General features: G+C 28.5%; 22 protein-coding genes. 21 read left to right on the plus strand and 1 reads right to left on the minus strand.

Annotated features, from left to right (window positions below):
* Positions 1-60: 60 nt before the first annotated feature.
* The 12 genes from I2A75_RS05735 (at position 61) to I2A75_RS05790 (ending at position 13,079) form a co-directional block, all read left to right on the plus strand.
* A complete protein-coding gene (locus I2A75_RS05735) occupies positions 61-1,377 on the plus strand; it encodes a YgeY family selenium metabolism-linked hydrolase (RefSeq protein WP_195263519.1) in 1,317 nt (438 codons plus the stop codon).
* 55 nt (positions 1,378-1,432) lie between these two features.
* Positions 1,433-2,626, plus strand: a complete 1,194-nt coding sequence (gene ygeW / locus I2A75_RS05740) for a knotted carbamoyltransferase YgeW (RefSeq protein WP_195263520.1) — start codon at positions 1,433-1,435, stop codon at positions 2,624-2,626.
* 123 nt (positions 2,627-2,749) lie between these two features.
* Entirely contained in the window at positions 2,750-3,682 is a 933-nt protein-coding gene (arcC, locus tag I2A75_RS05745; RefSeq protein ID WP_195263521.1) for a carbamate kinase, read from the plus strand.
* Between the two features lie 15 nt (positions 3,683-3,697).
* Positions 3,698-4,912 carry a diaminopropionate ammonia-lyase gene (gene dpaL, locus I2A75_RS05750; RefSeq protein ID WP_195263522.1) on the plus strand — a complete coding sequence of 405 codons (1,215 nt, stop codon included), beginning with the start codon at positions 3,698-3,700 and terminating at the stop codon, positions 4,910-4,912.
* Between the two features lie 490 nt (positions 4,913-5,402).
* On the plus strand, positions 5,403-6,263 hold the full coding sequence (locus tag I2A75_RS05755; protein WP_195263523.1) for an ABC transporter ATP-binding protein: 861 nt from the start codon (positions 5,403-5,405) through the stop codon (positions 6,261-6,263).
* A complete protein-coding gene (locus I2A75_RS05760; RefSeq protein WP_195263524.1) occupies positions 6,257-7,030 on the plus strand; it encodes a hypothetical protein in 774 nt (257 codons plus the stop codon). Before I2A75_RS05755 ends, I2A75_RS05760 begins: the two co-directional genes overlap by 7 nt.
* 2 nt (positions 7,031-7,032) lie before the next feature.
* Positions 7,033-7,407, plus strand: coding sequence for a GntR family transcriptional regulator (locus I2A75_RS05765; RefSeq protein WP_195263525.1), 375 nt, complete (start codon positions 7,033-7,035; stop codon positions 7,405-7,407).
* A 5-nt stretch (positions 7,408-7,412) separates the two neighbouring features.
* Positions 7,413-8,132, plus strand: coding sequence for an ABC transporter ATP-binding protein (locus I2A75_RS05770; protein WP_195263526.1), 720 nt, complete (start codon positions 7,413-7,415; stop codon positions 8,130-8,132).
* Positions 8,133-8,152: 20 nt separating this feature from the next.
* A complete protein-coding gene (locus tag I2A75_RS05775; RefSeq protein WP_195263527.1) occupies positions 8,153-8,671 on the plus strand; it encodes a hypothetical protein in 519 nt (172 codons plus the stop codon).
* A gap of 207 nt (positions 8,672-8,878) precedes the next feature.
* Positions 8,879-11,230, plus strand: coding sequence for an ABC transporter ATP-binding protein/permease (locus tag I2A75_RS05780; RefSeq protein ID WP_195263528.1), 2,352 nt, complete (start codon positions 8,879-8,881; stop codon positions 11,228-11,230).
* 116 nt (positions 11,231-11,346) lie between these two features.
* Positions 11,347-12,021 carry a response regulator transcription factor gene (locus I2A75_RS05785; RefSeq protein WP_195263529.1) on the plus strand — a complete coding sequence of 225 codons (675 nt, stop codon included), beginning with the start codon at positions 11,347-11,349 and terminating at the stop codon, positions 12,019-12,021.
* Entirely contained in the window at positions 12,018-13,079 is a 1,062-nt protein-coding gene (locus I2A75_RS05790; protein ID WP_195263530.1) for a HAMP domain-containing sensor histidine kinase, read from the plus strand. Before I2A75_RS05785 ends, I2A75_RS05790 begins: the two co-directional genes overlap by 4 nt.
* Positions 13,080-13,231: 152 nt before the next feature.
* On the opposite strand, the gene ltaE is transcribed toward I2A75_RS05790, so the two are convergent.
* Entirely contained in the window at positions 13,232-14,278 is a 1,047-nt protein-coding gene (ltaE, locus tag I2A75_RS05795) for a low-specificity L-threonine aldolase (protein ID WP_195263531.1), read from the minus strand.
* Positions 14,279-14,409: 131 nt separating this feature from the next.
* Between ltaE and I2A75_RS05800 the strand changes: the two genes are divergently transcribed.
* The 9 genes from I2A75_RS05800 (at position 14,410) to I2A75_RS05840 (ending at position 21,782) form a co-directional block, all read left to right on the plus strand.
* Positions 14,410-15,306 carry a hypothetical protein gene (locus I2A75_RS05800; RefSeq protein ID WP_195263532.1) on the plus strand — a complete coding sequence of 299 codons (897 nt, stop codon included), beginning with the start codon at positions 14,410-14,412 and terminating at the stop codon, positions 15,304-15,306.
* Between the two features lie 165 nt (positions 15,307-15,471).
* Complete coding sequence (locus I2A75_RS05805; protein ID WP_195263533.1) at positions 15,472-16,245, plus strand: histidinol-phosphatase; 774 nt, start codon at positions 15,472-15,474, stop codon at positions 16,243-16,245.
* Between the two features lie 96 nt (positions 16,246-16,341).
* A complete protein-coding gene (locus tag I2A75_RS05810; RefSeq protein WP_195263534.1) occupies positions 16,342-16,977 on the plus strand; it encodes a hypothetical protein in 636 nt (211 codons plus the stop codon).
* An 11-nt stretch (positions 16,978-16,988) separates the two neighbouring features.
* The gene (locus I2A75_RS05815) at positions 16,989-17,540 is read left to right on the plus strand and encodes a hemerythrin domain-containing protein (protein WP_195263535.1); all 552 of its coding nucleotides are present in this window, start codon (positions 16,989-16,991) and stop codon (positions 17,538-17,540) included.
* 63 nt (positions 17,541-17,603) lie between these two features.
* Positions 17,604-17,786 carry a DUF1858 domain-containing protein gene (locus I2A75_RS05820; protein ID WP_195263536.1) on the plus strand — a complete coding sequence of 61 codons (183 nt, stop codon included), beginning with the start codon at positions 17,604-17,606 and terminating at the stop codon, positions 17,784-17,786.
* A gap of 216 nt (positions 17,787-18,002) precedes the next feature.
* Positions 18,003-18,764 carry a hypothetical protein gene (locus I2A75_RS05825; RefSeq protein ID WP_195263537.1) on the plus strand — a complete coding sequence of 254 codons (762 nt, stop codon included), beginning with the start codon at positions 18,003-18,005 and terminating at the stop codon, positions 18,762-18,764.
* 208 nt (positions 18,765-18,972) lie between these two features.
* Positions 18,973-19,584 carry a DUF4489 domain-containing protein gene (locus I2A75_RS05830; protein ID WP_195263538.1) on the plus strand — a complete coding sequence of 204 codons (612 nt, stop codon included), beginning with the start codon at positions 18,973-18,975 and terminating at the stop codon, positions 19,582-19,584.
* A gap of 168 nt (positions 19,585-19,752) precedes the next feature.
* Positions 19,753-20,298 (plus strand): DUF4489 domain-containing protein, encoded by a 546-nt coding sequence (locus I2A75_RS05835; RefSeq protein WP_195263539.1) that lies wholly within the window; start codon positions 19,753-19,755, stop codon positions 20,296-20,298.
* 344 nt (positions 20,299-20,642) lie between these two features.
* On the plus strand, positions 20,643-21,782 hold the full coding sequence (locus tag I2A75_RS05840; RefSeq protein WP_195263540.1) for an aminotransferase class V-fold PLP-dependent enzyme: 1,140 nt from the start codon (positions 20,643-20,645) through the stop codon (positions 21,780-21,782).
* Positions 21,783-21,795 lie beyond the last annotated feature (13 nt).

Consider the following 21,795-nt stretch of genomic DNA (forward strand, 5'->3'; position numbering starts at 1 on the left):
GATGATTTTAATAATAATATTAAAAATTTAATATATTAAAACTATAAGGGGGAAAAGAATATGGATTTTACGAATATTAAATCACAAGCAGAGGGATATAAAGTTCAAATGACTAAATTTTTAAGAGATTTAGTAGCTATTCCTGGAGAAAGCTGTGAAGAAAAAGGTGTTGTTAACCGTATAGCAGAGGAAATGAGATTATTAGGTTTTAATAAAGTTGAAATAGACCCACAAGGTAATGTGCTAGGATATATGGGAACTGGTGAGACATTAATAGGATTTGATGCACATATTGATACTGTTGGTATAGGAAATAGAGCAAACTGGAACTTTGATCCATATGAAGGATATGAAAGTGAAACTGAAATAGGTGGACGTGGTACTTCAGATCAATTAGGTGGAATAGTTTCAGCTGTTTATGGTGCAAAAATAATGAAAGATTTAAATCTTTTAAGTGAAAAATATACAGCTTTAGTTGTAGGTTCAGTTCAAGAAGAAGACTGTGATGGACTTTGCTGGGAATATATAATTAAAGAAGATAATATAAGACCAGAATTTGTAGTTTCTACAGAGCCAACAGATGGAGGAATCTATAGAGGACAAAGAGGTCGTATGGAAATTCGTGTTGATGTTCAAGGAGTTTCATGCCATGGTTCAGCTCCAGAAAGAGGAGATAATGCAATTTACAAAATGGCTGAAATATTAATGAATATTCGTGACCTTAATGAAAATGATGCAGCTGATGATAAAGAAATCAAAGGCTTAGTAAAAATGTTAGATGAAAAATATAATAAGGAATGGAAAGAAGCTAACTTTTTAGGAAGAGGTACAGTTACAACTTCTCAAATATTCTATACTTCTCCAAGCCGTTGTGCCGTTGCTGATTCATGCTCAGTATCTTTAGATCGTCGTATGACTGCAGGTGAAACTTGGGAAAGCTGTTTAGAAGAAATCCGTAATCTTCCAGCTGTTAAGAAGTACAATGCAACAGTAAGTATGTATAACTATGATAGACCAAGCTACACTGGATTAATATATCCAATTGAATGCTACTTCCCAACTTGGGTAATTCCAGAAGATCATATTGTAACAAAAGCAATGGAAGAATCATACAAAGGACTTTATGGAACAACAAGAAGTGGTGCTACTGTAACTGAGGAAATGAGAAAAGCTCGTCCACTTACTGATAAATGGACATTCTCAACAAATGGAGTATCAATAATGGGACGTAATGGAATTCCTGTAATAGGATTTGGACCAGGTGCAGAAGCAGAAGCACATGCTCCAAATGAAAAGACTTGGAAAGAAGATTTAGTTAAGTGTGCTGCTGTATATGCTGCATTACCAACAATTTATTGTGCTAATAAAGAAAAATAATAAATTAATATTTGAATAAATAAAAATCAAAATAATGAAGGGTAGGAATTTTAAAATGGCTTTAATGGACAAGTATATTAATGAACTTAATCAATTAGATTTTTCAAAAATGTATAATGATGACTTTATGGAGACTTGGAAAAAAAGTGACGATGAATTAAAAGCTGTCTTTACAGTTGCAGAAGCTTTAAGAGATTTAAGAAAAAATAATATTTCTACAAAAATATTTGATAGTGGACTTGGAATTTCTTTATTTAGAGATAATTCAACTCGTACAAGATTTAGCTTTGCATCAGCTTGTAATCTTTTAGGATTAGAAGTACAAGATTTAGATGAAGGAAAATCACAAGTAGCACATGGAGAAACTGTTAGAGAAACAGCTAATATGGTTTCATTTATGGCTGACGTTATAGGGATAAGAGATGATATGTATATAGGTAAAGGAAATACTTATATGAGAGAAGTATCAAAGGCTGTAAGAGAAGGATATGAAGAAGGAACATTAGAACAAATTCCAACTTTAGTAGACTTACAATGTGATATTGATCATCCAACACAAGCTATGGCAGATGCTCTTCATTTAATTAATGAATTTGGTGGAATAGAAAACCTAAAAGGTAAAAAAGTAGCTATGACTTGGGCATATTCACCATCCTATGGAAAGCCATTATCAGTTCCTCAAGGTATTATTGGACTATTAACAAGATTTGGAATGGACGTTGTTTTAGCTCATCCAGAAGGATATGAAGTAATGCCAGAAGTTGAAGAAATTGCTAAAGAAAATGCTAATATTTCAGGTGGATCATTTACAAAAACTAATTCAATGGAAGAAGCATTTAAAGATGCTGATATCGTATATCCAAAGAGCTGGGCTCCATTTGTTGCTATGGAAAAGAGAACAGATTTATATGGAAATGGAGATTTTGATGGAATAAAGGAATTAGAAAAGGAATTATTAGCACAAAATGCTGAACATAAAGATTGGCAATGTACTGAAGAGTTAATGAAGACAACTAAGGATGGAAAGGCATTATATTTACATTGCTTACCAGCGGATATTACAGGAGTTAGTTGTGAAACTGGAGAAGTTGATGCTTCAGTATTTGATAGATATAGAAAACCTCTATATAAAGAAGCTAGTTATAAGCCATATGTTATAGCAGCTATGATTTTCTTAAGTAAGGTTAAAAATCCACAAGAAGTTTTAGATAAATTAGAGTCAGCTAAGAAAGAACGTCAATTTAAATAAGCTTAACACTATAAATAGGCTTTTATCCTAGAATAGAAAAAGATGGATAAAAGCCTCTAAAATATTTAGAAAAACTCAAAATTTAAATCATAAATTCTAAGGGAGTATATAGGGAGAGAAATTATGAAAAAGAAAATTGTAATAGCATTAGGTGGGAATGCATTAGGAAATAATTTAGAAGAGCAAATGGGTGCAGTTAAGTCAACTGCAAAGGCTATAGTAGATTTAATTGAAGAAGGACATGATGTCGTTATATCTCATGGAAATGGACCTCAAGTTGGTATGATAAACCTTGCTATGGATGCATTAACTAAGTCAAATCACAAATATTCATCTATTCCAATGTCTGTATGTGTTGCAATGAGTCAAGGATATGTAGGGTATGATTTGCAAAATGCACTTAGAGAAGAGCTATTAAGTAGAAATATAGATAAATCAGTAGCAACAATTATTACTCAAGTTGAAGTAGATAAGAATGATAAAGCATTTGATAATCCAACTAAACCTATTGGAAGTTTTATGACTAAAGAAGAGGCAGATATGTTAATTGCAAAAGGTGAAAGTGTAGTAGAAGATGCAGGAAGAGGATATAGAAGAGTAGTTGCATCTCCAAGGCCAAAGAGTATTATAGAAATTAATACAATTAGAAGTTTAGTAGATGCTGGACAAGTTGTTATAGCCTGTGGTGGCGGTGGAATTCCAGTAATTAAAGAAGGAAATCACTTAAAAGGAGCTAGTGCAGTTATAGATAAAGATTTTGCTAGTTCTACATTAGCAAAAGAGTTAGATGCTGATTTTCTAATTATATTAACAGCTGTAGAAAAGGCTGCTATAAACTATGGTAAGGAAAATGAAAAATGGTTAGATAATGTTACAGTTGAAGAAATGAAAAAATATGTTGAAGAAGGGCATTTTGCTCCAGGATCAATGAAACCAAAGGTAGAAGCTGGAATAGAGTTTGCAGAGTCAAAAGAAGGAAGACATGCTCTTATAACATTATTAGAAAAAGCTAAAGAAGGAATTCAAGGAAAGACTGGAACAAGGATTATTAGATAATTAGGAGGTTTAATAATGGGGGAAAATATACTGTGGAAAGAAAATACCATGCCAAAAAGTAAAAAAGATGGTGATTTGGATTTTTTAAGTATGGATGAAATAAATAAAGCTAGAAACTTTCATAAGAGTTTTCCAGAATATAGTGTTACACCATTAATTAACTTAGAAAATTTAAGTGAAAGATTAGGACTTGGAGGAATTTATTTAAAAGATGAATCATATAGATTTGGTTTAAATGCTTTTAAAGTTCTAGGTGGATCTTATTCAATGGGAAAATACTTAGCACAAAGGTTAAGTATGGATATATCAGAATTGCCATATGAAAAATTAACTTCAGATGAAGTTAGAGAAAAACTTGGTGATATTACTTTTGTTACTGCAACAGATGGAAATCATGGAAGAGGGGTTGCATGGACAGCTAATAGATTAAAACAAAAGTCAGTAGTTTATATGCCAAAGGGATCGTCCTTAATAAGGCTTGAAAATATCAGAAAAGAAGGAGCAGAGGCTTCAATCACAGATATGAATTATGATGATGCTGTAAGACTTGCAGCTAAATATGCAGAAGATCATAATGGAGTAGTAGTTCAAGATACTGCTTGGGAAGGATATGAAGAAATTCCAGCATGGATAATGCAAGGATATGGAACCATGGGACTTGAAGCATTAGAGCAATTAAGAAATGATTATAAAGTAGAAAGACCAACGCATATATTCTTACAAGCAGGGGTTGGTTCACTAGCTGGTGGAATACAAGGATTTTTTGCTTCTGTATTTGGTGAAGATTGCCCAACTACCATTGTAGTTGAAGCTAAAGAAGCAGCATGCTACTATGAATCAGCTATGGCGAATGATGGAAAACCAAGAGCTGTTGGTGGAGATATGCCAACAATAATGGCTGGACTTGCATGTGGTGAAGTTAATATAACAGGATTTGAAGTTTTAAAGAATCATTCTAAAGTTTTTGTATCAGCTCCAAATTATGTTGCAGCAAATGGAATGAGAGTTTTAGGAAACCCACTTAATGGAGATAAGAAAGTTGTTTCTGGAGAATCAGGGGCAGTTACTTTAGGGTTAGTTTATGAATTAATGACTAATCCAAAATACAAGGATTTAAAAGAAAGTATTGGACTAAATGAAAATTCAAGAGTTCTTTTATTTAGTACAGAAGGAGATACTGATCCAGATAAGTATAGAGAAATTGTTTGGGAAGGAAGCTATAATAGATAATTGACAGTTGATAGTGCATAATTGATAATTAAGCATCTTTTTAGGAATTTTAGGTCTAGAAATTTAGATAGTATAAATGTGTAAAAAGGGCTGTATCAAAATAAATTTTGATATTAGCCGATAAAAAGGGAAGTTCTGATTAGATTCGAACTTCCCTTTTTGCGTATATATAAATAACAGAAAAAATTTAGATTTAAGTTCAAAAACGCCTTTAAGCAAGTAAAATCAATGGTTTGAAAGGGGCTCGCAAAACGCGAGCCCCTTTATAAAAATAAGAAATCAACTTTTCTAATGCAATAAAGATTACTTAAAATTAAATAAATTTTATATTAAATAGATTTCTGAGACTGCATCTATTTTATTTAAAACTATTTAAATAAAATATTAATAATAAAAATAGGAAAATACTTGAAATTGATTCCATTAGTATATATACTGTATATATAGATATAAACAGTATATATACTGTTATTTATAAGGAGGAACTTTTATGACTGCTTTAATGGAGATAGAAAACTTAGAGAAGAATATAGGAAATTTACATTTAAGAGGAGTTAATTTTAAAATAGAGCCTGGTTATATAGTTGGATTAGTAGGTGTAAATGGTTCAGGTAAAACAACACTTATTAATACAATATTAAATTTATATAAGAAGGATAGTGGAAGTGTAAAAATTAATGGCATTTCTATGGATGCTAATGAAAAAGATGCAAAAGATCAAATTGGTTTTGTTCTTGATGAAAATATGTTTGAGGATACTATAAGTGTAATAAGTAATGGAAAAATTTATGGAAGTCTTTATAGTAAGTTTGATGAAAATTTATTCCGTAAATTTTGTCAGCGTTTTGAAGTACCTCTTAAGAAGAAAGTAGGTAAGTTATCTGCAGGTTTAAAGGTTAGATTCCAGTTAGCCTTTGCTTTATCTCATGATGCAAAACTATTTATAATGGATGAACCAGCAGCAGGGTTAAACCCTCTATTTAGAAAAGAGCTTATAAATTGTATGCAGGAAATTGTAGAAGATGGAACTAGAAGTGTGTTATTTTCCACTCATATTACAGAAGATCTTGATCAAGTTGGAGATTATATAGCTTTACTTCATGATGGGGAAATATTTTTCTATTTAAGTAAAGAGGAGCTTCAGGAGAAGTATTTAATTATTAAAGGTAGTAAAGAGCAAATTCAAAATCTTAAGGTCTCTAATATTATTTATCGAGAATATGGAGAATATCATAATTGTGCTTTTATTGAAAAGGTAGAAGGAGAAGATTATATAGATATGGAAGTTAAAGTTCCAGCAATAGAAGAGGTAATGTATTATTTAGACAAAGGAGGGTACTCTAAATGCTAAAAATTATTATTAGTGATTTATTAGTAAACTTAAAAAGGTCTTGGGTAAGTGTAGTACTCAATATAATTTTATTTATTTTAATAACTATTTATATATCATCTTTTGTATTGGCTACAAATATACCAGCGGATATTCCTAGAACAAAAGAAGCTGTAAGTAAATTATTATTGGAAGAGCATATGATAAGGCTTATTTTCCCTGTTATATATAGTATGGCATTTATTACAATGTTTGATATAACAAAAAAAATTCCATTAAGGCTTAGTAAAGCAATGTTTGTATGTGCAGCAGGTGAAAAGGAAAAAATGAAATATATGTACTTACAGTTATATATAAAGATTATTTTTGGATTTATGTTTATTTTTATAGCAAGTTATAGTTATATAGGTAAAATATTTCTTAATAAAGGTATAATATTAAATTTAATAGAGCTTATTTTATGGTTTTTTATTATATTAGATATTAATTTAAAAATAGGTATAGGTGAACAAGGATTAAAAAAGAAAGATAAAGAAGGATATATAATATATTCTAAAGAGGAAGAAATAGTTAATTATTATTGGATTTGTTTATTAATGCTGGAGGCTATAGTTTTTTATTCATTGTCTATTATTAATGTGCAATTGAATTTTTTAGGGGGAATAGGCTGGATTATAGCTCTTATAGTAAATGCATACATTGCTTACCATTGTATAAATCCAATTTTAAAGAAATCTCTTTCATATGAAGATGTTTATAGGCAAATACCAGATACGAAAGAAGGTTAATAATGAATATTATTTTAGATACAGATAGTAATATTTCAATTTATGAGCAAATAGTTAAATCTATAAAAAATTCAATCATACAAGAATCTATAATGCCAGGAGATTTATTACCATCCATTAGATCCCTTGCTAGAGATCTACAAATAAGTGTAATCACAACAAAACGTGCATATGAGGAACTTGAAAAGGAAGGGTTAATTTATTCAGTTCAAGGTAAGGGGTTTTACGTAAAAGAGCCAAATCGTCAAAAGCTTCGAGAGGAGCAGCTTAAAGATTTTGAAAATAATTTTGAAAGTTTAATTAGTGAGGGTAAAAAATTAGAACTTACACTTGAAGATATGCAAGATATTTTAAATACTCTATATGAAGGGAGATAGCCTTTATGACAAATAGTATACAATGTGAAAATATAGTAAAAAAATATAAAGATTTTTCACTTAAATCAGTTTCTTTAACAATTAAACCAGGATATCTTACAGGGCTTATTGGAATAAATGGCGCAGGTAAAACTACACTTATTAATATTATATCTGGATTAGATACTGACTTTGAAGGGAAAGTAAATATAAATGGAATTGATATAAAAAAGAATACTTCTGAAGCAAAGCAAGAAATTGGTCTAATTTCTGAAAAACTTTCATTTTTTATGGATAAGACAGCATATGAAAATGGAGTACTTCTTGGAGAATATTTTAATAATTGGAGTATGGAAGATTATTATATATGGCTAGATAAAATGAATATTCCTAAGGGGCAACCATTATATCAATTTTCTAAAGGAATGAAAATGAAATTTCAAGTATGTTTTGCTATGGCACATAGTCCCAAATTTCTTCTTTTAGATGAACCAACAGCGGGATTTGATCCTGTTTTTAGAAAAGATTTTTTAAATATGCTACAAGATATATTAAATAAAGATATTGGAATTCTTATGTCAACTCATATAACTAGCGATCTTGATAAGATTGCAGATTATATTATCTTACTTGATAATGGTGAAATTAAAATAAATGATACTAAAGAAGCTCTTGAAGATAATTTTAAAAGAAAGCAATTAGAAGATTCCTTAAATAAAAAATTTCACATAAGTGATTTACTTTAAAAATAAGGAGGTATAGCAAAATGAGCTATTTAGAAAATGAAAAAGAAAGAATAAAGTATCATTATCAAAAATTAGTGCTTGGAGTATTATTATTTTTCTACTTTGTAGTAATTCAATCAGATGTTTCTTCTCATAAAGTTATATGGGGGAAGGGGTTGGATCCTAAACCTATTTCTTTTATAAATCCTATATTAGTTTTTGGAGTGATTATATTGATACTATATCTTAATAATCATTTATTTTGGATAAAGGAGCAAGGAAAACGAGTTTTTATATTAAGGAAATATGATACTATACCTCTTAGTAAAAAGGAAATGTATAGTTCAAAATTAAAAATAATAATTAATAATTTACTAACTTTTTTGTTAGGGGATATCATAATTTATGCAGGAACTATGATGTTTAATTCTTATTTAGAAATTGATATTTGGATGAATGTTATGGAAATATTACAAGTGCTATCAGCTTCAGCAATTTTAATAGGGTTTCTTTTAATAATAAATCTTATTCAGGATAATAAAACGAAAAAAGAAGCTTAAGTAAAGAGTAGTAGATACTATTCCCAATAAAGTATGTTAGATTAAAAACTTCTTTATTTAACATACTTTATTGGGAATTTTTTAGTTAAGTTTACTTAAAGATGGCTATAATCATATATATAATAATTTTACTAAGTTCATATTTAGTTCATAAAACTAAAATATTATTTAAACTACCGTAGTAAAATTTATTGCAGGAGGAAAAGTATGTTATCGCTAAAAAATATAAAAAAATCATATGTAACAGGCGAATTTAAACAAGTTGCTTTAGGTGGGGTAAGCTTAAACTTTAGACAAAATGAATTTGTAGCAATACTTGGACCGAGTGGTTCAGGAAAAACTACTTGCCTAAATATTATTGGAGGATTAGATAAATATGATAGTGGAGACTTAATTATAAATGGGAAATCCACTAGAGAATTTAAGGATTCAGATTGGGATGCTTATCGTAATAATAGTATAGGATTTATTTTTCAAAGTTATAATTTAATAAGCCACTTAAGTATTTTAGACAATGTAGAAATGGGAATGACATTAAGTGGAGTTTCATCTGCTGAAAAACATAAAAAAGCTTTAGAATCTTTAGAAAGAGTTGGACTTAAAGACCACGTTCACAAAAGACCTAATCAGCTTTCAGGTGGACAAATGCAAAGAGTTGCTATTGCAAGAGCGCTTGCAAATGATCCAGATATAATACTAGCAGATGAACCAACAGGAGCTCTTGATACTAAGACTAGTATTCAAATAATGGATCTTATAAAAGATATAGCAAAAGATAAGCTAGTTATAATGGTAACTCACAATCCAGAACTAGCTAAAGAATATGCAGATAGAATAGTTGAATTTAGAGATGGTAATGTTATTTCAGATACTAATCCATTAGAAGAGGAAAAAAGTAATAATTCGTATAGCCTTAAAAAGACAAGTATGAGTTTCTTTACAGCATTAAAGTTATCAGGAATGAATATAAGAACTAAAAAATGGAGAACTTTCTTAACAGCATTTGCATCAAGTATAGGTATTATAGGAATAGCATTAATTTTATCACTTTCAAATGGATTTGATAAGCAAATAGATATTTTTGAATCAGATACCTTATCAGGATTTCCAATTATGATAACTCAAAAAGCTGCTGAAGTTGATATAAATAGTATGATGGAACATAGCAAAGAAATGAGAAAAGAGATGTCTGGAGATGGTGAGGAAGATGGAAAGTATCCAGAAACAGATGTTATTTATCCATATAACACTAAAGAAAATACATTTATGCACAATAATAAGCTAACAGAAGAATATGTAGACTATGTTGAAAAAATAGATAGCAATTTACTTTCAGGAGTATCATATACTCGCTTAGTCAACATGAATCTTTTAAAAAGTGATGGTAATGTTGCAACTCCAGTAAGTGTTTCAGATTTAAATTTATCATCTTATCCAATAAAGCTAGATAATAGTACAGAAGGATATTTAGAGACATCATATGACTTACTTTCAGGTGAATATCCAAAAGAAATGACAGATTTAGTTTTAGTTGTAGATGAATATAATAAAATAGATACAGCAATTTTAGATGCACTTGGAATTGATAGCAATAAAGAAGAAATTAACTTTAATGATATTATAGGTCATGAATTAAGAGCTATATTAAATAATGATTACTATACTAAGGTTGGAAATTACTTTACACTAGCAGGAAATCCTAGTGACATGAGTGAAATATATAATAATGAAAGAGCAATTCCACTTAAGATAACTGGAATCTTAAGATTAAAGAAAGATGTGACTATTCCTGTTTTATCCTCAGGTCTTGCTTATTCAGATGAATTAAGTAAGCACTTTATAGAAGATGCTAAAAATTCAGAAGTAGCAAAAGCTCAGCAAGCAGTTGATTATAATGTATTCACAGGAGAAAGATTTGATAAAGTAAGTGATAGACCAGATAGCAATAATCAAAATACTAAGGAAAATATACTTTCTTCAATAGGGGCAGTTGGTACTCCATATATGATTACTTTATATCCAAAAGATTTTACAACAAAAGAAGCTGTAACTGACTATTTAGATGATTGGAATGAAGGGAAAGAAAAAGAAGATGTTGTTATATACAATGATATGGCAAGTACATTTGTAAGTTTATCAGGTGGAATAATGGATGCTATAACAATGGTTTTAATAGCATTTGCTGCAATATCTTTAGTAGTTTCATTAATAATGGTTGGAATAATAACTTATATTTCAGTTCTTGAAAGAACAAAGGAAATAGGAGTATTGAGAGCTTTAGGAGCTAGAAAAAAAGATATAACTCGCGTGTTTAATGCAGAAACATTTATTGTTGGAAGTTGTTCTGGTATTCTAGGAATAATAATTGCTTGGCTATTAACATTCCCAACAAATAATATATTATATAAGATAACAGATTTAAAGGGTGTAGCAGTTTTAGATCCAGTTCACGCTATTATATTAATAGTTATAAGTGTATGTTTAACTATGCTAGGGGGATCTATACCAGCTAAAATGGCATCTAAGAAAGATCCAGTTGAAGCTTTAAGAACAGAATAATTTTAAAAGTAATAGGCAAATATCTATTAAGGTATTTGCCTATGTTTTTAACTATACTATAATATTTAGTTAAGAGATAGTTTTTTAGTTAAGAGGTAAATTTTGAGGAGAATATAATGATAAACATATTAATTGTTGAAGATGACAAAAACTTAAGAAGATTAATGGAAGTATTTTTAAAGCAAAATGGATATGAAATATATTTAGCAGCGGATGGAGAAAAAGCTATTGAAATATTTGAAGATAAGCATATTGATTTAGTAATTTGTGATATTATGATGCCAAAGATAAATGGATATGAATTAGTAAAAGATTTACGTAATTCAAATTATGAACTCCCAATTTTAATGGTTACAGCCAAAGAAACTATAGAAGATAAGAAAAAAGGATTTTTAGTTGGGGCAGACGATTATATGGTAAAACCAATTGATTTAGATGAAATGCTTCTTAGAATAAATGCACTTTTAAGAAGATCAAGAATATCCAATGAACATAAGTTAGTAATTGGTGATGTAGTTTTGGATTACGATGCGTTAACAATAAAAAAAGGATCAAAGATAGTAGAACTAGCTAAAAAAGAGTTTTATTTATTATTTAAATTACTTAGCTATCCTAAACAAATTTTTACTAGAAATCAACTTATGGAGGCAATTTGGGGTATAGATATTGAAAGTGACGAAAGAACAGTAGATGTCCACATTAAGAGAATAAGAGAAAAGCTTAGTGATTTTAATGAGTTTAGAATTGTAACTGTGAGAGGGCTTGGTTATAAGGCGGAAAGAAATATATGAATAAGATATATAATTATTTTAGACATACTTTACAAGGAAAAATAATAGTATATTTTTTTACAACAATTCTTTTAAGTAATATAGTTACATTTTTTATCGTATCTCCAATAGTAAATAGTAAAATTTCAAAACATAGTCAATACTTAATTCCTATTATGAAAGAGTTTCATGGATTGAAGTTTATAATTTTAGTGATAAGCTTTATAGTTTGTTTAACATTGTTATGCTTTATTTCTAGAATAGTAGTTAAGCAAATACAAAAATTGACTAAGGCAACTAATGAAGTTGCAGAAGGAAATTTTGATATTAAATTAGAAACAAAAGAAAAAGATGAAATAGCTCAATTGATTTTTCATTTTAATGATATGACAAAGAAACTAAAAAATACAGCTTATATTCAAAAGGATTTTATAAATAATATTTCACATGAGTTAAAGACTCCCATTGCATCTATCCAGGGATTTGCTAAGATTCTCAAGAATAATAACTTAAATGATGATGAAAGAGAAGAATACCTAAATATTATAATTGAAGAATCCAAAAGACTTGAAAACTTATCAAGTAATATATTAAAAATATCTAAACTAGAAAATCAAGATGCTTTAGAAAATCAAAGTAAGTTTGCATTAGATGAAAATATAAGAAGAGCAATACTTTTATTGCAAAGCAAGTGGATTGAAAAGAATATTAAATTTAATTTAGATTTGGCAACCACTTATTATTATGGTGATGAAGAGCTATTTTTACAGGTTTGGAGCAATATTATAGAAAATGCAATTAAGTTTTCATATGAAAATGGAGAAATCAATATTAAAATAGAAAAAAGTCTTGATTTTATAAAAGTTTATATACAAGATGAAGGGATAGGTATGAATGAAGAGACAGTAAGTCATATATTTGATAAATTTTATCAAGAAGATAACTCTAGAAATGATTTGGGGTATGGATTAGGACTTACAATAGCTAAAAGAATAGTTGAAATTTCAAAAGGAAATATTATTGTAGAAAGTGAGTTAAATAAAGGAAGTACTTTTATTATAAATTTAAGTAGAGAATGATAGGCTTTGGCAAGCAATTATTTAATTTAAAGATTTAAATGTAAGTAGTATTTCAGACTGGAATACTACTTACATTTTTTTTGAATTGCTTTCAGTAATTTTTACATTAAGTATAAATATTTAATTGTGAGATATTCCTATTTATAAGAATATTAATTTCTGTTTTTATTTAAGTATGTTTTTAATGTATCAACTATTTTTGAGATATCTTCTTTAGTAACCCAATAATGAGTTACAAATCTCATTTGACCATTTTCAACATCATTTATTTTAATATCATTTTCTAAAAAGTAATTTACTAATGCTTTAGTATCTATATTAGAATTTTTAAAACTGAAAAATACCATATTTATTTTAACATTATCTAAATTAACACTAAGTTCAGGGATTTTATTTAATTCACTAGCTAAAAGCTTAGCATTTTCATGGTCATCTTCTAATCTTTTAGACATATCATTCAGTGCAACAATTCCTGCAGCTGCAAGGAAACCAGCTTGTCTTAGACCACCACCCATAAGCTTTCTCTTTTTTCTAGCTTTAGCTATAAAATCTTTGCTTCCAGCTAAAATTGAACCAACAGGGGCACATAGTCCTTTTGATAAGCAAAACATAACTGAATCACAATATTTAGTAATTTCTTTTACATCAACTCCAAGGGCTGTAGATGCATTAAATACTCTTGCTCCATCTAGATGAACAGGTAAATTGTATTTTTTTGCTGTATTAAATACATCCTCCATATTTTCAAGAGTTAACACATTACCACTTGAATGAGCATTTTCAATACAAATTAAAGATGTAGAAGGAAAGTGTATATCATCATCTTCAAAACGAATTCTTTTTTCTATATCGTGAGAATTTATAATACCATTTGGGGAATCTATAGTTCTTAGCTGTACACCAGCAATTACAGAGCTTGCCCCAACTTCATGAGCAACTATATGATTAGAATCAGCTATAATTACCTCACTACCTCTTTTACAATGAGTAAATAAAGCAAGTTGATTACCAAAAGTACCACTTGGAACAAAAAGGGCAGCTTCCTTACCAACTATTTCTGCAGCAAGAGCTTCAAGCTTTATAACAGTAGGATCATCTCCATAAACGTCATCACCTACTTCAGCATTAATCATAGCTTCTTTCATAAAATCTGGTTGCTTAGTTACTGTATCACTTCTTAAATCTATAAAATTTTTCAATCAAAACACCTCGTTTACATAAATTTATAACAATTATTAACACTATTATAATATAATAGAAGTAGATAATAAAACTAATTTATAAATAATATAGATATTATTTATTTTAAAGCAATAAAGGAGTTGTTGTTATGGGATCAGAAAAAAGAAGCCTAGAGAACATGAGAATATTTGGAGCTTTCGGATTAGTTTTAGGATTTATAGCTAATTTAGATTACTATTTTAAATACAAAGGAATTAAAATTCCATTTTTTAATAATATAGATATAAATTCTATAAGTATAATGATGATATTTTCTATAATAGCATTAGGAATTTTTTCTATAAGTAATATTAAGTTAAATGCAGAAGAGGATATACTTATAGAAGTTAAAAAGAAAACAATTATCTTAAAGATAGTATGTATTCTTTTTGTTGTTTATTCAATGATTATAGCCATATTATCTAAAGATCCAGCTTTAGTTAGAATAGAAATATTAGCTGAAATAATTTTAATTTTAATATATATAATTGAAAGAAAGATAAAATTATTACAAATTACCGATAGGCAATTAAAATGGAAGAGGGATTATGAGTATCCAGGTAGTTATAATAAGGAAAGCAATATATTTTGGAGAATGAAATCTAAGTTTTCGCCCCATATTAAAGTTAAATGGAAAGATAGAATCAATAGGGTTAGGTGGATAAAGTTATTATTAATTATATTTTTATTATCAGGATATTTCGATAAAGAGTTTTATATATTTTTAATATTATTTATTCCAGATTTTATATACTTTTTTGAAGTTTTATTTGGATTGTATACTAAAACTAGTGGAATATGTACAGGAGTTGTAGAAACTACAAAAGGATCTACTAAAATACCGGTTTATAGAATCTATATTACTGATTATGAAAATGAATATGAAATATCATTTAGCGTTAGAGATTATTGCTATATTGCTGAGAGAGATGAAGTAGTTGTAGTTCATAGTATGATAACGAAGCGAGTTATAGAGGTTCAAGGAATAAGAATGGATATTTTATAAAATAATAAATTAGGCTATCATAAATTAATTATTAATAAATTTTTTATAATTAATTTATGATAGCCTTTTCATTTAAAGTTTGAAAATAGAAGTTACTTTAGATATATGTTATTATATTATTTATGTAATAAATACTTAAATGACGGAAAAGGATAGGTGAAGAAAATGAAAACTAATTATCATACACATAATTATAGATGTAACCATGCTATTGGAACAATAGAGGATTATGTAGAGGAAGCAATAAAGGAAGGTTATGATGAAATAGGAATATCAGACCATCTACCTCATCCAGGCAAAAATATAGATAATGGAAATAGAATGTCATATGAGGACTTAGATATTTATTTTAAGGAAATAGATGATGCTAAAGAGAAATATGGAGATAAGATATCAGTAAAAAAAGCAATAGAATGTGAGTATTTTGAAGATTATCATTGGTTATATGATGAATTTAAAGAAAAATATAAAGTTGACTATTTATTATTAGGAGTACATTTTTTCCCATATAAAGGTGAATGGCTTTATGTAGGTGGAGTTAAATTAACTCCAGAAATTTTGGAATGCTATATAGACTATGTAATAAAGTCTATGGAAAGTGGATATTTTGCTTACATAGCTCATCCAGATTTATTTGCAGTATCATATAGAAATTGGGATGAACACTCAATTAAAGCATCAAGAAGAATTTTAGAAGCAGCAGAAAGATTAAATATGCCTCTTGAAATCAACATAAATGGATTTAAAAGAGGGAAAGTTAAATATAACTTAGGTGAAAGATATTTTTATCCTGTAGAAGAGTTTTGGAATTTATCAAAAGAATATAATGTTAAAAGAATACTTGGGGTAGATGCACATGAACCTGAAGATTTAAGATTTAGATTTAGGGGAGAAGAATTTGCAAAAAAATTAAACTTAGAAATTATAGATAAAATATAAAATAAATTAAAAGTAACAAATGTTACCGAAAAATATTATGATCCTATGTTACACTATCATTATAAAATTAGTAATGGATATTGGAGGAAAAAATAGATGAGCTTATATTTAGGAAAAATTCACTATTGGTTATTTAATAAAATAGTTTGGTTTGAAGGACTTGAAGAAGAAATAATTGCTTTAGCAAAAAATGAAGGATTAGATATAGAAAATTTATCAAAAGAAATAAATAATAAATATGGAGAAAAGTTACCTAATCTTCCTCTTGAGCAAATGATTGATACATCAAATATTCACGGATGGTTACAAGACAAGATTCATTCTGCAGAAGGAAGACTTGCAACATGGACTGGTAAGCTTTTAGAAAAAGAAAACACAACTTCTAAGCTAGAAGGTTTATATATGAATCAAGGTATAAAGGCTGCAAAAGAAGCAAAAGAAGAAGGAAAGCCTGTAAGTAATGCTGTTGAAATATTCAATGCAGTAAATGATTATATATTAGATGGAATGCCTTGTGATAGAGTAAATGAAGTAATTTCACAAGATGAAAATAAAGTTGTTTGGAAGAGAAGAATTTGCGTTCATAAAGATATATGGGATGCCGCAAACGGAGATGTAAATTATTTTTATACTTTAAGAAACTTATGGATAAAAGCTTTTGTTAATGAAGTTAACAAAGATTTTAAATATAGTGTATGTGAAAATGATGAATTTTCAATAGAAAGAGTATAGGGGATGAGAAAATGAATGCAATAGAATTAATGATGGAAGAGCATAAAAATATAAAAGAAATGCTAAAAGTAGTTAGAAAAGCTTGTTTTTCTGTTTTAGAAGGTGGAGAAGTTAACTATGAAGATTTCTATAAGATGATACATTTTATAAGAAATTATGCAGATTCTCATCATCATAAAAAAGAGGAGATAATGCTATTTAATAGAATGGTTGATGAAATTGGTGAAACAGCAGAAAAGGTAGTTAAATACGGAATGTTGGTAGAGCATGATCTTGGTAGATTATATGTAACCAATTTAAATGAAGCATTAGAATCTTTAAAAAATGGAAATGCTGAAGCTAAATTAGACGTAATAGCAAATGCTGTTTCTTATACAAATCTTTTAGAAAGACATATTCATAAAGAAGATAATGTAATTTATAAGTTTGCACAAAGAGAATTAAAAGAAGAAACTATGGATGTAATTAATGAAGAATGTGTAAGCTTTGAAGATGAATATAATAGTGTTAAAGATGAAAATCTAGCTATACTTAAAAATTTAAAGGAAAAATATTGCATTTAGTAGTTAAGATAAATTAAAATTAATATGGTATTAAATTAAAAAATATTAAGGATAGGTGATATTATGATAACTAAGGACATGACTATTGGAGAAGTTATAAAGGTAAAGGAAAATGCACCACAAATTTTAATGGATTTTGGTATGGGATGCGTAGGTTGTCCATCAGCTCAAGCAGAAACAATAGAAGATGCAGCAAAGGTGCATGGATTAGATTTAGAATCATTACTTGAAGCATTAAATAAATAATATATATAAATTAAAAAGACACTGAACATATTAAGTTCAGTGTCTTTTTTTACTCTAAAAGTTCAAGAGACCTTTGATTATAAGCAATTTATATGTAAAAAAAAGTTATATTATAAGACCTTTTAATAGCACCACTTTTATATTTCAACATAACATGTATTATAAATAAATATTAAATTAATTTAGAGTATCGTAGTTTTAAGGAAAGGAGAGTTTATGTCCATTAACTTCAAAAAATTCGTGCCACGCCCAGGCCTTGTTAATAAACAAGGGCGTTTACCAGATCCATCGGAGTTAGTTTGCATAGAAGTACCTAAGGTATTTGATCAATGCTTAATAAAGAGATGTCTTGTGTACGGGGAAGGTCCAGATACAAATACGACAGATAGTGAATTAAGAAGTGATCCACTAATTGAACCTAAGAGATATATTTCTAGTAGGGATTTCAGTGTAACATTAACTTCAGTAGATAAAATACCTGTTAAAGGCAACCCTAATTTCAAAAAAATAATTCTTAATTACGTTATCTCTTTCTATTCTGATTATATTGATGACAATGGTGTAAATAGAAGTGAATTTTATGAAATCCATAGAACAGATATAATTGGTAAATTCTATTGTCCTGATTCTATAGTTCAAATTTCAGCAACTACTGAAGCAGAAGAATGTGAAGGTGAGGATAGTAATATTATAAAACTTGAAATGGTAGCAGAGGCACTAGATGGTCAAATAGTTGAAGATGAAGAAGGAAACGAAGTTCTAGATATAACTTTAGGTTACTATATAGTTGTAAAGTGTGAACTTATTGTACAATTATTAATTCCTGCTTATGATTATTGTCCAGTTCCTAGAGAAGCATGTGAAGAAGAACCTGAAGAAGATCCATGTGAAAGATTTGATAGAGCTCCAGTTCCTAAGTTCTATCCAGACCAAAATTTAGATCCATTATTCCCAGAAACTGATGAGCCAGAGAGATAAAGTAGTTAAAAAATTTCAGTTACTACAAAAGAAGTTTAAAAAAACAATGTTCACAAATATTATCAATAGAATAATTATTAATAGTAATATTATATTAATTAAGTATAATTTTTGTGATAAAAAATAATATAAGACTAAAAACTAACTGATACTAAATTAATAAAAGAAGATTTTATAAAAGATAGATATGAAAGGGAGGATTCAATTTATGAATTCAATGTCTAGAAGATATCAAGAACAATATAGAAGAGATTGTGAAAAAGATTATAGAAGAGATTGTGAAAAAGATTATAGAAAAGATCATGAAAAAGAAGAAGAAAAGTGCCCAACTATTATAAAATGTGGATGTCCTTCTTCTACTCCATTGCCAGTTCTTGCAGCAGTAGGACCTGCTACAGTAACACTTACATCACTTACTGTAGACACTTCTTGCATTTGTGATCCTATTATTAAGTTAGATTTTTCAAGTGTATTTACTACAATAGCTGCTATTACTATAGGCGGATTAAGTGTCCAAGTATTTAAGCAATGCAGAAATCAAGTAACTCCAGTTCCAATAGGACCTTCATACACTGTACTTCCAGCTATAGCTGTTGCACTTGTTATTCCATCAGTATTTACTTCATTTACTATTTGTGATGAAGATACTTGTTTAAATAGAGATTGCTGCACTTATACAGTAGTTGCAACAGTTACTGGACCTCTTACTGCTGCAGTTGGAGCTGCATTTAATAACTCAAGATTAACTGCAACTATAACTTGTAAATCAAATGAATGCACTAGAGAATGTCATAGAAAATGTGAAAGAGATTTTTATTAAAATAAGCTGAGTAATAAAAGCTTACTATAAATAATATAAACTAAATTTATAAATTAAGATGAATCCTGGATATGAGTTTTTCATTCCAGGATTTATTTAAATTAAATTTATTATGATAACTAATAAAAAATTATATAATATATAGTTTGGAAAGGAAGTATAAAATTCATGGATTCAATATCAAAAGAATCTTATGATTTATTTGTAGGAAGTAATGAAACTGCTAATTATAAAATGAAAGAAACGTGCCCAACTATTATAAAATGTAGTTGTCCAAGTTCTATTACTCTCCCAATAGGTGCTTTAGTAGGAGATACTTTTACACTTGCAGCTCTTACTCTAGACACTTCTTGTTTATGCAATCCAATCATTAAGTTAGAGTTTGCAAGTAATGTTGTTATTCCTGTTCCGGCTGCAGGAGCATTTTCTTTAAGGATTTTTAAACAATGTAGAAATCAATTAGCTCCTATTCCTGTTGGACCAGAATGGACATTTATATCAGCGTTAATAGCAACAGATGCAAGAGCTGGTTCTAGTACTTTATCATTTTTTATTTGTGATGATAACTTATGTAGCGATGAATGCTGTGTTTATACGGTAGTTGCAACAGTTACAAGGGCTATAATTCTTGGAAACATTAATATTTATAATGCTACACTTGGAGCAATAGCAACATGTCATTCAAATAAATGTAGGAAAAATTGTACTAAATAATGAAGATATTATTATAAAATATGATTTAATATGTTTTGATTAGAGGATATAAGATAATTATATAAAGTTAAATAAGCTCCGGATATGGCTTTTCCATACCGGGCTTTATTTATATTTAAACCCTATGGGTTGATTATTGTAGTATTAATTATAAATTGTTTATATAAGTGTAATCTTATATTTATATTAGCAAGCACGAAATTTTCTTTATTTTAATATAATGAATAGTAAGTGACTTTATAATATATAAAGTATATCAACCTATATTATTAAAGAATGAAGAAGATAAATATAATTAAAAATCAAAATGTGCAAAAATATAGCACATTTATAAGGAGGGTAAAATGATTTATTTAGATAATGCAGCTACATCATTTCCAAAGCCATCTAAAGTTTATGAAGAAGTATTAAATTGCATGAAAAATTATTGTGCAAATCCAGGTCGAGGCTCTCATGATATGGCAATTAAATCAGCTTTAAAAATTACTGAAACAAGAAGACTAATTTGTGAAATATTCAATATAAAAGATCCATTTAATTTGATTTTTACAAGTAATGCAACAGAAGCTTTAAATATAGCTATTAAGGGAATCTTAAAAAATGGAGATCATGTTATTAGTACAGTTATAGAACATAATTCTGTTTTAAGACCCCTTAATTCAATGGAAAAGCAAGGTGTAGAAATAACTTTAGTTGGAGTAGATAAAGCTGGCTATGTAAACCCTTTAGATATTAAAAATGAAATAAAAAAGAATACTAAATTAATAATAATTAATCATATTTCTAATGTATTAGGTAGTATTCAAGATATTACTGCTATAGGTAAGATATCAAGAGAAAAAGAAGTTATATTTATGGTAGATGCATCTCAAAGTGCTGGAATTATACCAATTGATGTAGAAGATTCATGTATAGATTTATTGGCTTTTCCTGGACATAAGGGATTGCTTGGTCCACAAGGAACAGGAGGATTATTTATAAGGGATGGAGTAAAGTTAAGTAATTTTAAGGAAGGGGGAACAGGGAGTAATTCACATTTTATGATTCAGCCAGATTTTATGCCTGATAAGTTCGAAAGTGGAACTTTAAATACTCCAGGTATCGCAGGATTATGTGAAGGATTAAAATTCATACAAAGAGTTGGTATAGATAATATAAAAAAATCAGAAGATGAGTTGATGGAATATTTTCTAAAGGAAATAAAAAAGCTTTCTTATATTAAAATATATGGAAGTGATTCTTTAAATGAAAGAAGTGCTGTAATTTCTTTTAATATAGATGGAATTGATGCATCTGTTGTGGGTGAAGAATTGAATGAGTATGGAATTGCTGTTAGAACAGGATATCATTGCACTCCATTAATACATGATATTATTGGAACTGAATATGCAGGTACAGTTAGGGTAAGTCCGGGATGTTTTAATATTCTTCAAGATATAGATGAATTATTGGAAGCTATTAGAAAAATATATAAGTCACATTAATAAAAAACTAATA

Origin of the sequence: Clostridium sp. 1001275B_160808_H3 (assembly GCF_015550425.1) — a bacterium.
In the GTDB taxonomy this organism is placed as follows: Bacteria; Bacillota; Clostridia; order Clostridiales; family Clostridiaceae; genus Clostridium.